Raw genomic sequence first — 14,599 nt, 5'->3', positions numbered from 1 at the left:
CCGTATGCCCAGCGCCGTCAGGAAGAGGGCGACGTTAGACTTCGCCCGAGAAGATGCGGCCGGGTAATCGTCGACGGAGGCCCGATGACGTTCAGCACGGGCAGGATGGGTGGGTATTTCGGCCGGGCGCGGCGCGAGCCGGGTCGTGCCGCCTCGGGTCAGCGCAGGCCCGGCAAGGTATCCGAGGGTATCCGGGCTCGCCTTCGCGCGATGCGCGATCCAGCGCTGTCCTTCACCGACCAGGCACTGTCGAGCGCCTGCAATTTCCTGACGACCATTCTGCTCGCCCGCGCGCTCGGCCTCGAAGCTTTCGGCGTCTACACGATGGTCTGGCTCGCACTCTATCTCGCGATGAGCCTGCAGCTCGGCCTGATCGTCAGCCCGATGATGAGCATCGGCACGAAGGAGCAGGGGGCGAAGGCCGAGGCCTACTACACGATCGTCTTCCTGCATCAGGCCGGCTATGTCGTCGTCGCCAGCGGCGCGATCTTTTTTGCCCTGACTTTCGTCGCAGGCGCGGACTCGGCCCTGGCCGATGTCGCGCTGCCGGGCGCGATGGCTGCGGCCTCCTATCTGACGCAGGACTTCCTGCGGCGTTATCTGTTCGCCCGCCGCCGACCCGCCGGAATCCTGCTGATCGACATGATCAACCAGGCCCTCAAGCTCGGCGCGCTCGCCGCCCTCTGGCAGGCCGGGATGATTGGCGTCGCGAATGCATTGTGGGCCGTTGCCGCCGCTGCTGCCGTCTCCACCCTGTGCGGATTGAGCATGTCGGGACCGCTGCTGTGGCGCCGGCAGATCCTGACCAGCGTCACCGCGCGGCAATGGCACTCGGCGCGCTGGCTCGTCCTGACCGGCTCGGTGCAATGGGTGCTCAGCTATAGCGGACTCCTGGTGACGGCCGGCCTGTTCGGGCCGAAGGTGCTCGGCGCCCTCAGGGCGGCGCAGAGCCTGCTCGCCGTGCTCAACGTGGTGCGCGAGGCGCTGGAGAACATCGTGCCGCCCCTGGCCGGGAAGGCGTTCGTGGAGCGTGGCATGCCGGGGCTCCACCGCACGCTCGGCCGCGCCATGCTGTTTGCCGGGTTGACCGGGGGCGCGACTGTTATCGGCCTTGGCCTGTTCGGTCCCTGGCTGCTTCACCAGCTCTATGGCGGCGAGATCCTCGAATACGACTGGGTGATCATCTGGTACGCCTTCGCTTTCCCGATGGCGCTGACGAGCCTCGTCCTCGGCTGCGCCTTCCGGGCGCTGGAGCGCACGCGGCCGGTCTTCGTCGCATCGTTCGTCGGGGGGTGCTTCAACCTGCTCGCGGTCTATCCGGCGGCGGCGACCTTCGGCGTCGCCGGGCTGGTCGCGGTGACCCTCCTGTCGGAACTCGCCGCTCTCGCCGTCCTGGCGATGCTTGCGCTGCGGATTCCGGGCCTCCTCTCCAGTCCACCGACGGCACCGGCCAGCGGCCGCATGATGGCGGCGCCCTCGCCATGATGCCGCTTCCGCCCTCCCAGGTGCATCTCTGGTGCTGCCGGGTCGATCTGCCTGCGATCGAGGCGGCCGGGCGTCGCGGTATCCTGTCGGATGAGGAGCGCGCGCGCGCCGACCGCTTCCATGACGCCAAGGCACGGATTGCTTTCGTCGTGGCGCGCAACTGGCTGCGGCGCGTCCTGGCGCTCTACGTTCCCATTTCGCCGCCCCGGCTCCGCTTCGGCGAGACGGCGTTCGGCAAGCCGTTCCTCGTGAATGAGTGTAGCGGGCCCCCGATCGCTTTCAATCTCAGCCATTCCGGCGAGCTCGCGATCGTCGCGGTTGCGCAGGGCATGCCGGTCGGAATCGACATCGAACGCATCCGGCCGGTTTCGGCCGATCTCCTCGCCGGCTGCCTCGCGCCGCGGGAGTTCGCCATGCTCGCCGCGCTGACGCCGGAGCTGCGCGAGGAATCCTTCATCCGCTGCTGGACACGCAAGGAGGCCTGTCTGAAGGCGATCGGCGTCGGCCTCAATGGCTCGCCGTCGAGCTTCGAAGTCTCGCTGGATCCGTTCAGGGCGCGGCTTCTGACGGTGGAATCCGACCCGGCCGAGGCCGATCTCTGGCAGCTCGCCGATCTGGAACCGGCTCCGGGCTATTGCGGCACGCTGGCGGCGCGCCATCGCGGTTGGTCGCCGGTCTGGATGGCCCGGCCATAGCCTCGCCGGCGGAACGGTGTCCGGATCAGCTCCGGGTCTGCGCCGTGGCCTCGAGGATCCGCTCGGCCATCGTCCGCGAGCCTGCCTCGGAGAAGGCGCCTTCATGGCCCTCGCCATCGACCGAAAAGCAGGGCGTGTCGGGCCTGAGATGCCCAGCCCAGCCGAGGGTGGCATCGGGCGGCCAGCCGGCCGGGATCGCGCCGCTCCGGAAGATCAGGACGCGCCCGTCATAGTTCGGCAGCGCATAGCGCTGGACCAGGGCCTCGAGCTCGTCGGTCGTCCGCCAGAAATCGGCCTCGTCGGCCGCTTCCTCGGCCGGGCGCCAGAAGATCAGGCGCTTCGCCTGCCGGACGGCGGCGGTCGATTGCAACCAGAACGACATGCGCGTCACGAAGCTGCGTGGCCCGCCTTGCCAGAAGCGTCGGGCAAAGCGGCCGGCCCGCTTCAGTCGGAACCATAGGCGTGCGCCATAGGGCAGTCGCAGGAAGTAGCCCGGCGCCCAGCAGTCGATCAGCATGACCAGGTCGACCTGCTTGCCGCTCGCCAGCAATTGCTTTGCGACTTCCAGCGTGATCACGCCGGAGCGGCAGAAGCCCGCGAGCCGATAGCGGCCATTCGGTTCCGTCGCGACGATCGCTTCGCAATAGGCGGAAGCGAGTTGCTCGATCGAATTCGGCGCAGCGCCATTCACCAATGGATCGAGCAATTGCAGTGCGGCGAAAGGTTGGTCGGGACCGAGTTCCTGCGCCAGAGGTCGATACAGGCGCAGATTATGGGCGGTATGGTTGAGCGCGAACAAGGTCGGTTGCGTGCCGGCCTTCTGCAGCCAGGTCCGGCGCAGGGCCGTCACGTCGATCACCGGCGGCGGGGCCGGCGTCGCCGGCAGCCAGAGTGGCGATGCGATCGGCAGGGAGGTCGGCGCCGGGCGCGGCAGATGTGCGGTTGGATTGGCGACGAGTGTCTCCGCCAGGCTCTCGAATTGCGCCGCCAGCTCATGAGCGGTCGCTTCGTCATAGAGGTCGAGATGATACTCGCAGGTCAGGCGCCAGCCCTCCTCGCGCTCGACCAGGATGAAGTTGAGGTCGTAGAGCGCGCCTGGCAAGGGCGATGGAATCCCTGATAGCTGAAAACTGTCATTGGCGAGCTCGCCGATGAAGGCGCGCTGGACGATGAAATTGATCGAGATCGGCGGACGGCCGGTGTCGCCACGGGTTGGCAATAGCGACACGAGCCTGTCGAACGGCCATAGATGATGATCGACCGCGTCCTCGAAGGTGTCGCGCGCGGCCTGGCAGAGATCGAGGAAGCTCTGCTCCTCGGAGACCTTGGTCCGCAGCACGAGCGTGTTGACGAACGGGCCGACGATCGCTTCCAGCTCGACATCGTCCCGGTTCGCCATTTGCGTGCTCAGCACGAGGTCGCAGGCACCGGTCCGTTGCCGGAGCAAGGTCAGGAGAACGGCGTAAGCGACTGAAAAGAAAGTCGTACCTTCCTTCCGTGCAAGATCGGCCAGGCCTGTTGTCAGGTGGCGGGGAAGCAGTCGCGACAGCGAGGCGCCGTTCGTGCTCCGCGTCGCCGGCCGCGGACGATCGCCCGGCACCTCGACGATGGACAACTCGGCGAGCTTGCCCTGCCAATAGGCTTCCTCGCGCGCGAGCACGCCGCCTTCCATGCTGTCCTGGCTGCCCTCGGCGAAGTCGGAATATTGCAGGGGAAGCTCGGAGAGGACCGGCTCGCGGCCGCGGCCGAGCGCCTGGTAGGCTGCGACGAAATCCTTGGCGATGAGGCCCATCGACCAGCCGTCGCTGACGATGTGATGGGCGACGACGAGGATTACTGCCTCGGCGCGGCTCTTGCGCAGTAGCGTCGCCCGCAGCAACGGGGCTTCCCCGAGATCGAAGCGCGTGCAGGCTTCGCTCTGGGCGATGCGATCGGCCTCCCGGGCCCTGTCCGCCTCAGGCAGGCCGGAAAGGTCGATCTCCGGCAGCTTGAAAGGAACGTGCTCGGCAATCGCCTGGACGGGCCGCCCATCCTCCAGCCGGATCGCCGTTCGCAGGGATTCATGGCGGTCGAGGATCGCCTGGAATGCATCCCGCGCCAGGGACGCGTCCAGATGCCCGCGGATCCGCCATTTCACGGCGATGTTGAGCGCCGGCGTGCCGGGATCCCTGGCGTCGATCTCCCAATAGCGTTGCTGCGCCGACGAGCACCGGGCGGTCATCACGATGTGCTCTGGTTCGCGGAGATGCGGTTCCGGTTCGCGGGTGAACTGGTTTGCCATGATCGTTCACCCTCTCTCGCGCTGCGAGGCGGCGCTCGGCTCGTTCGGCTGCTGCGCACCGTCGCGCGGGCGTCGCCATGGCCGCTTCCAGAACGTCGCGGCAGGCGCGGCCGCTTCGGCGGCGGGCTCGTCGGGCAGCGCGGCTGCGACGGCGGCGATCGTCCGGTTCCGGAAGAAGTCCCGGGCAGCGACCTTGAGGCCTTCGCGGCGGGCCCGGCTGGTGATCTGGAAGATGCTGAGGGAATCGGCTCCAAGGTCGAACAGGTCGTCGTGGACATCGATGTCCTCGCGCCGCAGCACCTCGCTCCAGATGCGGATCAGCGTGTCCTCGACAGGGGTCCGTGGCGCAGCCTTGTCCGCCGTCTTCTCGGCCTTGGGCGCTGGGCTCTGGGCATCCGGCGCCGGCAGGGCCGCGCGATCGAGCTTGCCGCTCGAGTTCAGCGGCAGGGCCGGCAGGCCGACCCAGGCGGTCGGGACCATGTAGTCCGGCAGGTCCTGCGCCAGCGCCGCTCGCAATTCGGACGGCGGGGGGCTGTCCGCACCGGTGACGTAGTAGCAGACGAGCCGTGGCTCGCCCGGCACGTCCTCGCGCAGGATCACCGCCGAGACGATGCCGGTCTTGCGGGCGAGCACGGCCTCGATCTCGCCGGGCTCGATGCGGAAGCCGCGCAGCTTCACCTGATGGTCGAGCCGCCCGAGATGCACGATGCGGCCGTCCGGGAGATATTTGGCGCGGTCGCCGGTGCGATAGGCCTTGGCGCTCGTGCCGGGGTCGACCGGGTTGGCGATGAAGCTCCTGGCGGTAAGCTTGGGATTGTTGGCGTAGCCGCGCGCCAGGCCCGTGCCGGCGATCAGCAGCTCGCCGGGGATGCCGACGCCGACAGGCTCGTTGTTGGCGTCGACGACATAGAACTGCGTATTGGCGATCGGCAGGCCGATGGTGACGATCTCGTCCTCCGGCTGGATGCGTGCGACCGAGGACCAGATCGTCGTCTCGGTCGGCCCGTACATGTTCCAGAGTTCGCCGCCGCCTTCGAGCAGCTTGCGTGCGAGGTCGAGCGGCAGCGCTTCGCCGCCGCAGAGCATGCGCAGGCCCGGCCGTGAGCGGAAGCCGGCTTCGAGCAGCAGGCGCCAGGTCATCGGCGTCGCCTGCAGCACGTTTGCGCCGCTCTGCTGCAGCCGCGCCAGCAGTTCGGCGCCGTCCTTGGCTTCGTCCGAAGTCGCGATCGCGACCCGGCCGCCCTGGATTAGCGGCAGCAGCAATTCGAGCGCGGCGATGTCGAAAGTCACCGTGGTGACGGCGAGCATCGTGTCGGAACGGGAGAACCCAGGCTCGCGCGCCATCGCGAACAGCAGGTTCGATAGTCCGCCATGGCTGACCTCGACGCCCTTCGGCGCGCCGGTCGAGCCGGAGGTGTAGATCACGTAGGCGAGCTGGTCGGGGGCGATCGCGGCCACCCGGATCCCGGCGAGGTTCGCCGTGGTCCGGTCGACATCGATCAGCATGACGCTCTCGTCGGGCTCGACGATGGCCGGGTCGAGCGGACCGGCGGTCAGCAGCGCGACGGCCTCGGAATCCCTGAGGATCCGCTGGATGCGCGCCTTCGGCATGACGGGGTCGAGTGGTACATAGGGGAAGCCGGCCTTGAGTGCGCCGAGCATGCCGGCGATCAGCGCGGGCGAGCGTTCGAGCAAGAGGCCGATGCGGCTTTCGGGAACGTCGACGCGCGCCGTCAGCTCGGCCGCGATCCGGTCGGCCCAGGCGTTCAGGGCGGCATAGGAGAGCTGCTGGTCGCCGCAGGAGACGGCGATCGCCTCGGGCTGCTGCTGGACCTGGCGTTCGAAAGCCTGGATCGTGCCGTCGTCGCTCTGCAGCGCGACCTGCGTATCGTTGATCTCGGAGACGAGGCGCTGGCGCTCGTCGCCCTCGATCAGCGGCATCGCTGCGATGACCATGTCGGGGTTGGCGACGAAGGCGGCGAGCAGCGTGCGGTAGTGGCCGAGCCAGCGGTCGATCGTCGCCGCGTCGAAGAGATCGGCGCCGTAGCAGCAGTCGATCCGCAAGCCATCGTCGGATTCGCCGATGTTGAAATAGAGATCGAAGGTCGAGAAGGCCTTGGGGTTCGGCTCGGCGCTCGCCTTGACGCCGGCGCCGAAGTCGAGATTGCCGGCCAGCCGCTCGAGGTTGAACTGCACCTCGACGAGCGGCAGCCGCCCGGAGACCGGCGGGACGCGCAGCCGCTTCAGCAACGCGCCGAGCGTGAAGCTCTGATGGTCATAGGCGTCGAGGATGAGGCGCCCGACCTTGTCGAGATGGGCCGAGAACGGCTCGGCCGGATCGATCCCGCCGCGGATCGGCAGGAAGTTGACGCAATGGCCGACGGGCGAGGGACCTTCGAGCTGCGATTGCCCGGCAGCAGGCACTCCGATGACGAGGTCGCGCTGGCCAGAGAGCCGCAGCAACAGCACCTGGAAGCTGGCGAACAGCGTGGCGAACAATGTCCGCCGGCGCTTTGCACCCGCCGCCTTCACCTGGCGATAGAGCTCGACCTCGATGAAGCTGGTGCGCGTGCCGCCATTGAAGCTGCGCGGCGCCTGCCGTTGCCGGTCGGTCGGCAACTCGAGCGGGGTGGGAAGCTCCGCGAACGTCTTGGTCCAGTAAGTTGCCGCTTCTTCCGTGCGCGGGTCCTGCCGCGTTTCCGTGGCGTAGTCCGCGAAGGGCATCGCTGCCGGCAGCCCATCCACGCCGGAGCGATAGGCGGTGGCGATCTCGTCGAGCAGGATGTTGGTCGACCAGCCGTCGCAGACGATGTGATGCGCCGAGAGGATCAGCACATGCTTCTGCTCGCCGAGCCGGATGATCTCGGCTTCCGCCACCGGTCCCTGCACAAGGTCATAGGGGCGGCTGGCATAGCCCTCGATCAACGCTTGCAGGGCTGCTTGCGGATCAGGCTCGCCGCGCAGGTCGCTGATCGCAACCGGGAACGTCCCCGAAGGCGGGAGCTGCATCGTCTCGCCATCGGCGGAGAACCGCGCGTGCAAGATCGCATGCCGTGCCGCGACCTGCCTGACCGTCTCGGCGAGGCGCAGCGCATCGATATGGCCGTCCAGCGTCAGGCTGACGGATTCGTTGAAGGCGGCGCTGGCTTCGGGGCCGGTCTGGTCCGACAACCAGATCTCGGTCTGGGCCTCGGTCAGAGGCAGCTCGATCTCCGACGGAGCGGCGGGCATGTCCGGCGGCAGGCTCTCGGCGGCCGTTCCGGGCAACATCCCATCCCGGCGCATCAAGGCGAGGCTGTCCTCGAAGGCGGCGATGATCGCCGCGATCTCGGCATCGCCATGCTGGGTGGTCAGGAAGCAGGGATAGTGTTCCTGGATGAAGATTCCGCGGGCGCGCAGATGGTAGTGCAGCAGGCTGCCGAGACGATGATCGCGGCCCGGCTCGAAATAGGCGACGCTGCCATAGCTCTCGATCGGCACGTCCCAGCCGACCTTGGCGAAGGCGCGCCGCAGCGCCTCGACGAGGCCCTGCATGCGCTGCGTCAGGGCCTCGGTCAGCGCCGGCCCTTTCTCCTTGAGATGCCTGAGCACGGCGACCGTCGCCGCCAGCACCAGTGGATGCCGGACGAAGGTGCCGGCGAAGAAGGTGACGCCGACCTCGGGGACGCTGTCGTCGCCGAAGCGCCAGGCGCCGCCGTCGAGCGCGTCCATGAAACGCGGCGTGCCGGCCAGGAGGCCGACGGGGAGGCCGCCACCGACGACCTTGCCATAGGTGGCGAGGTCCGGCTTGATGCCGAGCAGGGCCTGCACGCCGGCCGGATGGACGCGGAAGCCGGTGACGACCTCGTCGAGCACCAGTGCCGTGCCGGCCTGCTCGGTGATCGCGCGCACTTCCTTGAGGAAGGCGACGGGCAGATAGCCCGGCCGGCGACTCTGCACCGGCTCGACCAGGACGGCGGCGAGCTCTTGCGCATGCTCGCGCAGCCAGGCGAGGCTCTCGTCCGTGCCGTAGTCCAGGATGGTCATGCGCCCGACGGCGTCCGCCGGAATGCCCGGAGCCGCCGGCACCGAGCGGTGCTGCTCGCCGACGCCGCGGACCAGAACCTCGTCGAACTGGCCGTGATAAGCGCCTGAGAACGCGACGATTCTGTCACGGCCGGTGATGGTGCGGGCGACGCGCATCGCCGCCATCACCGCTTCCGAGCCGGTGTTGCAGAAGGCGACGCGGGCGTGGCCGGTCAGTTCGCAGAACAGTCTCGAGGCCTCATGCGCCAGCGGCGATTGCGGCCCGATCGCGAAACCGTCCGTCAGCTGGGCCTGGACTGCCTCGACGACGAAATCGGGCGCATGGCCGAAGGCGGTCTGGCCGTAGCCGTTGACGAGGTCGATATAGGTGTTGCCGTCGACGTCCCAGATCCGGGCACCTTTCGCCCGGGCGGAGACGATCGGGTAGACCATCTCCTTCCAGTCGGCGGCGAAGCCGGAGACGGTGCGCGGATCGGCCAGGACCGGGCGGTGCTGGTCGGCGAGCCGCTTCGAGGTCGCGGTCCTGCCGACATAGAGCTTGGTCAGCCGGGCGACATGCGCGCGCTGAGCCTCGCTGAGGCTTTCGTTGCCTGTGCGGATCAGCGGCTTGAATCGTGCCGTTGAGCCGGTGGTGGTGCTTGTCGAAGCCGAGGGGGCGGGGGCAAGCTGCCGCTGGACGGCTGCCGGCTGCAGTGGAGCAGGCGAGGGCTGCAAGGCCGGCACCGCGGCCGCGATGGCCGGTGCTGCCGCCTGGCCGCTCAAGGCCTGGAGTTGGCGCTCCATCAGACGCGACATCACATCGAGCTGCTCGCGCATCAGCGCGTCCAGGCCCGAACCGGCTGGCTGCGCGCTGGCGGCCGCGGGAACGCTTGTGACGGGCGCCGACATGGCAGGTGCAGGCGCGGCCGGAGCCGCCGCCTGAACGACCGGCGCCGGCTTCGCCATCTCCTGCGGGCAGAGCTCGGCGATATGGCGCGTGACGTCGTCGACGCTCGGCAGATCGTCGAGCAGCTGGCGGAAGCGGATCTGGACGCCGAAGGTCGTCTGCAGACCCTGCGCCGCCTGCGTCAGCAGCAGCGAGTCGAAGCCGAGCTCGAGGAAGCTCGCGCCCGTCTCGTCCGCGCCGAAGGGCCGCCCCGACAGGTTCTCGAAGATCGCTGCGATCCGGCCGCCGAGCTCCGAACGGCCCAGGGGAATGTCGGTGTCAGCATGGGGAGGCATGGCCGGTTCCTGCTCGGGTTGAGTGGGAAGAGGTTGAACGGGGGCGACCGCAGGCGCGGCGACAGAGACGGCAGCCGAGGCGACTGGCGCCTCGACCCAGTGCCGGCTGCGTTCGAACGGATAGGTCGGGAGCGAGACGCGGCGCGGGCGGTCGCCGGCCTGGCAGGCCGACCAGTCCGGCGCGGTGCCAGCGGTCCAGAGACGTCCGAGCGCGGTGGCCAGCATGGCTTCGGCATCGCCTTGCGCATCGGGCAGGCAGGAGATGGCGGCCCGGCCCGCGCCAGCGCCTTGCAACGCGAAACTGGCCAGCGCGGCGCCGGGTCCCACTTCGAGCAGGATGGGCGAGAGGCTGCGCGCCAGCGTGGCGATGCCGTCGGCAAAGCGCACCGGCTCGCGCGCATGCCGCGCCCAATAGGAGGGATCGGTGGTCTGTTCGGCGCTGGCCCAGTCGCCGGTCACGCCGGAGATGTAGGGCAGCTCCGGCGCGTTGAGGCGAATGGCCGCGACCGACTCGGTGAACGGCGCGACCAGAGGGTCGATCATGGCGGAGTGGAAGGCATGCGACGTCTGCAGGCGCCGGTGCGTGACGCTGCGCTGCGCGAGCTCGGCTTCCAGCGCTTCGATCGCCTCGAAGGGGCCGGCAAGCACGCCCATGCCGGGGGCGTTGATCGCTGCCAGGCTGACGCCGCCTTGCGCCAGCGCCGCGATCTCGGCGTCGGGAAGGCGCACGGCGAGCATCGCCCCGCCGGGCAGCTCCTGCATCATCCGGCCGCGCCGGGCGACGAGCGATAGGGCGTCCTCCAGCGAGAAGACGCCGGCGAGGCAGGCGGCGGCGAATTCGCCGACGCTGTGGCCGATCATGGCGGCAGGCTGCAGGCCCCAGCTCAGCAGGAGCTGCGCCAGCGCGTATTCGACCGTGAAGATCGCCGGCTGCGCGAGCAGCGTCGCCGAGAGCCGCTCGGGATCGCCGCCATTGCTCGGATAGAGCAGCCCGCGCAGGTCGAGCCCGAGCTCAGGCTTCAGCAACTCGCAGCACAGATCGACCGTCCGGCGGAAGACCGGCTCGCCGGCATAAAGCTCCCGCGCCATCTGCGGATACTGCGAGCCCTGCCCGGGGAACATGAAGACGAGATCGCCGACGCCGGTCACGGCCGTGGCACGCTCGGTGTTCTGCTTGTGCAGGGCGGCAGCCGCCTCGGCATGACTGCCGGCGGCTACGGCGAGGCGGTAGGGGAAAGGCCGTCGCCCGGTCTGCAAGGTGAAGGCGATGTCGGCGAGACTCTGTTCGGGCTGGGCTTCGAGATGCTCCGCCAGCCGGTCCCGCGCCTTGCCGAGCGCCGCAGCGCTGCGGGCGGAGAGCGTCAGGACCTGGTTGCGGCGGGCCGGTGCCACGGTTTGGCTCGCGGGGGCCTGCTCCAGCACGAGATGGACATTGGTGCCGCCGAATCCGAAGGCGCTGACGCCGGCGCGGCGGGGCCCTTCATGCCCGGGCCATTCCTGCCTGTGGTCAGCGATGAAGAACGGGCTTTCCGGCAACTCCAGCGCGGGGTTGGGCCGCGTGACGTGCAGGCTCGCCGGCAGTATCCCGCTCTTCACCGAGAGCGCGGTCTTGATCAGCCCGGTGACGCCGGCGGCGGCGTCGAGATGGCCGATATTGGACTTGACCGAGCCGAGCGCGCAGAAGCCGCGATCCTCCGTCGTCAGCCGGAAGGCGGCGGTCAGACCGGCGACCTCGATCGGATCGCCCATCGGCGTGCCTGTGCCGTGGCATTCGACATAGCCGATCGAGCGCGCATCGATATCGGCGGCGGCGTGCGCCATGGCGATCGCCGCGGCCTGGCCGTCGACGCTCGGGGCGGTGAAGCCGACCTTGCCGGCGCCGTCATTGTTGACGCCGACACCGCGAATGACGGCGTAGATCTGGTCGCGATCCGCAACCGCATCCTCCAGCCGCTTCAGCACGACGAGGCCGGCGCCGCTGCCGAAGATCGTGCCGCTGGCGCCGGCGTCGAAGGGGCGGCAATGGCCGTCCGTCGAGACGATGCCACCCTCCTGGGCGAGATAGCCGCGCCGTTGCGGGAAGGTGATCGAGACGCCGCCCGCCAGGGCCATGTCGCAGCCATGGCAGAGCAGGTTCTGCACGGCCTGGGCGACCGCCAGCAGCGAGGTCGAGCATGCCGACTGGACGGCGACGCAGGGGCCGGTCAGGCCGAGCTTGTAACCTATCCGTGTCGCGGTGAAATCCGCGGCGGAGCCGACCAGCATCGGCAGGTTGCCGATCTGGAAGCCGGAGGTGTAGCCGGCGATCGCCGAGCGGTCGTGCAGCAGGTTCTGCAGCAGATAGGTGCTGGAGGTGGCACCGGCGAAGACGCCGATGCACTGGCCGGGCGCGGCGGGGTCGTAGCCGGCATCTTCGAGTGCTTCCCAGGCGCATTCCAGCAGCAGGCGCTGCTGCGGATCGGTGAGCGCGGCCTCGCGCGGCATCATGCCGAAGAAGGGCGCGTCGAACTGGTCGACGCCGTCGAGCACCGGCTTTGCCGCAACGAAGTTCGGGAGCGCGCGTGTTGCCGCGTCGAAACTGTCCTCAAGCGCGGCGGGCTCGAACCTCGTGATCGACTCCACACCGGCCAGCAGGTTCTGCCAGAGCATGCCGACGGTCGGTGCGCCGGGGAAGCGGCCGGCCATGCCGATGATCGCGATGGCGCGCTCGGGGAGGGGGTCAGTCATGCGAGCCGCCTATCGACGTGCTTTCAGGGAAGGGTGAGGGCAGGCCGCGCGAGCGCAGGCCGCGCTCGCGTGCCGCTGCGAGGCTGCCGAGCACGCTCGGCTTCTGCGGCGTCAGATGGCCGGCCAGGGCCCGCACGTTCGGGTAGCGGTAGAGATCGACCAGAGCGAACCAGGGCAGGTCCCGAACGAGGCGCCGGTGCAGTTCGGCGACGAGCAGGGAATTGCCGCCGAGATCGAAGAAATTGTCGTCGATGCCGACGATGTCGATCTGGAAGACGTCGGCGATGGCATCGGCGAAGCGCCGCTCCATCGCATTGCGGGGCGCAGCATAGGGCGCGGCGGTCTCCGGCCGTGCCCGGCCGGGCGCCGGCAGCGCCGCGCGGTCGAGCTTGCCGTTCACCGTCAGCGGGATATCAGGCACGAAGACGAAGGCCGCCGGTACCATATGCTCCGGCAGGCTCGCGCCGAGATGGGCCTTCAGCGCTGCCGGGGAGGGACGTTCCGCTCCATCGGCCACGAGATAGCCGACGAGCCGCTCGTTCCCGTCATCGCAGCGGAGCAGCACCGCGGCTTGCCTGATACCAGGATGGGCCATCAGCGCCGTCTCGATCTCGCCGAGCTCGACGCGGAAGCCGCGGATCTTCACCTGCTGGTCGGCCCGCCCGAGATACTCATAGTCGTCCTCGTCGACCTGGCGAGCCAGGTCGCCGGAGCGGTAGAGCCGGGCGCCGGGCTCGTTCGGATGCGGCACGAAGCGCGCGGCATTGAGCTCGGGCCGATTCAGATAGCCGCGGGCGAGGCCTGCTCCCGCGACGAAGATCTCGCCGACCTCGCCACGCGGCACCGGGCGCATGGTTTCGCCGTCGAGCAGCAGGAGCTTGAGGTCCGGGATCGGCCGTCCGATCAGGCTCGACCGCTGTTCCGCATCTGCAGGGGAGAGGGGGCGATAGGTGACATGCACCGTCGTCTCCGTGATCCCGTACATGTTGACGAGGTGGGCATGCTCGCCGCGGCGCTGATACCAGCCGGCGAGGCGGCGCGGATCGAGCGCTTCGCCGCCGAAGATCACGAGGCGCAGGGAGAGCTGGTCGCGCCCGCTCCGGTCATGATCGGCGCGGTCGAGGGCGGCGAAGGCCGACGGCGTCTGGTTGAGGACCGTGACGCCCTCGTCGGCGAGCAGCCGCAAAAAGGCGGCGGGGTCCCGCGTCGTGCTCTCCGGCACGATCACGAGACGCCCGCCGTGAAGCAGCGCCCCCCAGATCTCCCAGACCGAGAAGTCGAACGAGACGGAATGGAACAGGGTCCAGACATCGCTGGACCGGAAGCCGAACCAGCTATCCGTCGCACTGAAGAGCCGCGTCACGGCGGCATGCTCGATGGCGACGCCCTTCGGCTTGCCGGTCGAGCCGGAGGTGTAGATCACATAGGCGAGGTCGCTGGCGGCAGCTGCGGTCTGCGTCGGCGAAGGTGCCGCCTTGGCGTCTTCGGCCTGATGCGGATCGATCCGTTGCCGGCCTGGCGGCAGCCAGTCGGCGTGCTCGGAGGCGACGATCAGCAAGGCATTGGCGTCCTCGACCATGAAGGCGAGGCGCTCGCCCGGATAGGCCGGGTCGAGCGGCAGATAGCCGGCGCCGCTCTTCAGGATCGCGACCAACGCGACGATCAGGTCGAGCGAGCGCGGCAGGCAAAGCCCGACCATCGCGCCGGGGCCGGCGCCCGCTGCGGTCAATTGCCCGGCCAGTCGTTCGGCGCGCGCATCGAGCTCGGCATAGGAGAGATGGGCCCCGCCGAAGGACAAGGCGACTGCGCGTGGCCGGGCGGCGACCTGCGCGGCGAAGAGGTCGACCAGGGTTGCCGGTGCGGTTGGCGCGCTTTGCGGCGTCTCTTGCCGGGCGGCTTGCGGGCGGATGGCTCCAGCGAGATCGGGAGCGGCGGACGCCCGAGGCCGGCTACGACGCGGGGCCTTGTGGGCTGCTTTCCTGTCGACGGTCTGTGTCATGCAGGGAAGGCTATGCGCCAAGCCGGCGTGACGACATTGGAGCAGGTGGAGTAACGCCATCTTCCCATGGGGTAGGCGTGCCGCGCACGGATGATGCACGCCGGGCGCGCTCAGCCGAGGGATGCATGTCCGAAAGGGCTGTGGATGCGGGGGACGTGGTTCGGG

Annotated in this window: 5 protein-coding genes; 2 read left to right on the top strand and 3 right to left on the bottom strand. The window is 69.1% G+C overall.

Annotated features, from left to right (window positions below):
* The first annotated feature begins 84 nt into the window (after positions 1–84).
* Positions 85–1,485 carry a lipopolysaccharide biosynthesis protein gene (locus VGV58_RS10290; protein WP_326873911.1) on the top strand — a complete coding sequence of 467 codons (1,401 nt, stop codon included), beginning with the start codon at positions 85–87 and terminating at the stop codon, positions 1,483–1,485.
* Positions 1,482–2,180 carry a 4'-phosphopantetheinyl transferase family protein gene (locus tag VGV58_RS10285; protein ID WP_326873910.1) on the top strand — a complete coding sequence of 233 codons (699 nt, stop codon included), beginning with the start codon at positions 1,482–1,484 and terminating at the stop codon, positions 2,178–2,180. Before VGV58_RS10290 ends, VGV58_RS10285 begins: the two co-directional genes overlap by 4 nt.
* 25 nt (positions 2,181–2,205) lie before the next feature.
* Here the strand turns inward: VGV58_RS10285 and VGV58_RS10280 are convergent, their stop codons facing one another.
* The 3 genes from VGV58_RS10280 to VGV58_RS10270 all read right to left on the bottom strand — a co-directional run bounded on the left by VGV58_RS10280 (position 2,206) and on the right by VGV58_RS10270 (position 14,434).
* The gene (locus VGV58_RS10280; protein ID WP_326874121.1) at positions 2,206–4,401 is read right to left on the bottom strand and encodes a condensation domain-containing protein; all 2,196 of its coding nucleotides are present in this window, start codon (positions 4,399–4,401) and stop codon (positions 2,206–2,208) included.
* 66 nt (positions 4,402–4,467) lie between these two features.
* Positions 4,468–12,435 (bottom strand): hybrid non-ribosomal peptide synthetase/type I polyketide synthase, encoded by a 7,968-nt coding sequence (locus VGV58_RS10275; RefSeq protein WP_326873909.1) that lies wholly within the window; start codon positions 12,433–12,435, stop codon positions 4,468–4,470.
* The gene (locus VGV58_RS10270; RefSeq protein ID WP_326873908.1) at positions 12,428–14,434 is read right to left on the bottom strand and encodes an amino acid adenylation domain-containing protein; all 2,007 of its coding nucleotides are present in this window, start codon (positions 14,432–14,434) and stop codon (positions 12,428–12,430) included. Before VGV58_RS10270 ends, VGV58_RS10275 begins: the two co-directional genes overlap by 8 nt.
* Positions 14,435–14,599: the final 165 nt, after the last annotated feature.

The sequence above is a fragment of the Allobosea sp. genome (assembly GCF_035944895.1).
GTDB lineage: Bacteria > Pseudomonadota > Alphaproteobacteria > Rhizobiales > Beijerinckiaceae > Allobosea.
The sequence above is the reverse complement of the archived record's forward strand: the minus strand, read 5'-3'. Positions and strand labels throughout refer to the sequence as shown.

What these genes read in the sequence shown, in the direction of transcription:
- VGV58_RS10290 (WP_326873911.1), top strand. Translation starts at nt 85, where the DNA reads ATGACGTTCAGCACGGGCAGGATGGGTGGGTATTTCGGCCGGGCGCGG.
- VGV58_RS10285 (WP_326873910.1), top strand. Translation starts at nt 1,482, where the DNA reads ATGATGCCGCTTCCGCCCTCCCAGGTGCATCTCTGGTGCTGCCGGGTC.
- VGV58_RS10280 (WP_326874121.1), bottom strand. Translation starts at nt 4,401, where the DNA reads ATGACCGCCCGGTGCTCGTCGGCGCAGCAACGCTATTGGGAGATCGAC.
- VGV58_RS10275 (WP_326873909.1), bottom strand. Translation starts at nt 12,435, where the DNA reads ATGACTGACCCCCTCCCCGAGCGCGCCATCGCGATCATCGGCATGGCC.
- VGV58_RS10270 (WP_326873908.1), bottom strand. Translation starts at nt 14,434, where the DNA reads ATGACACAGACCGTCGACAGGAAAGCAGCCCACAAGGCCCCGCGTCGT.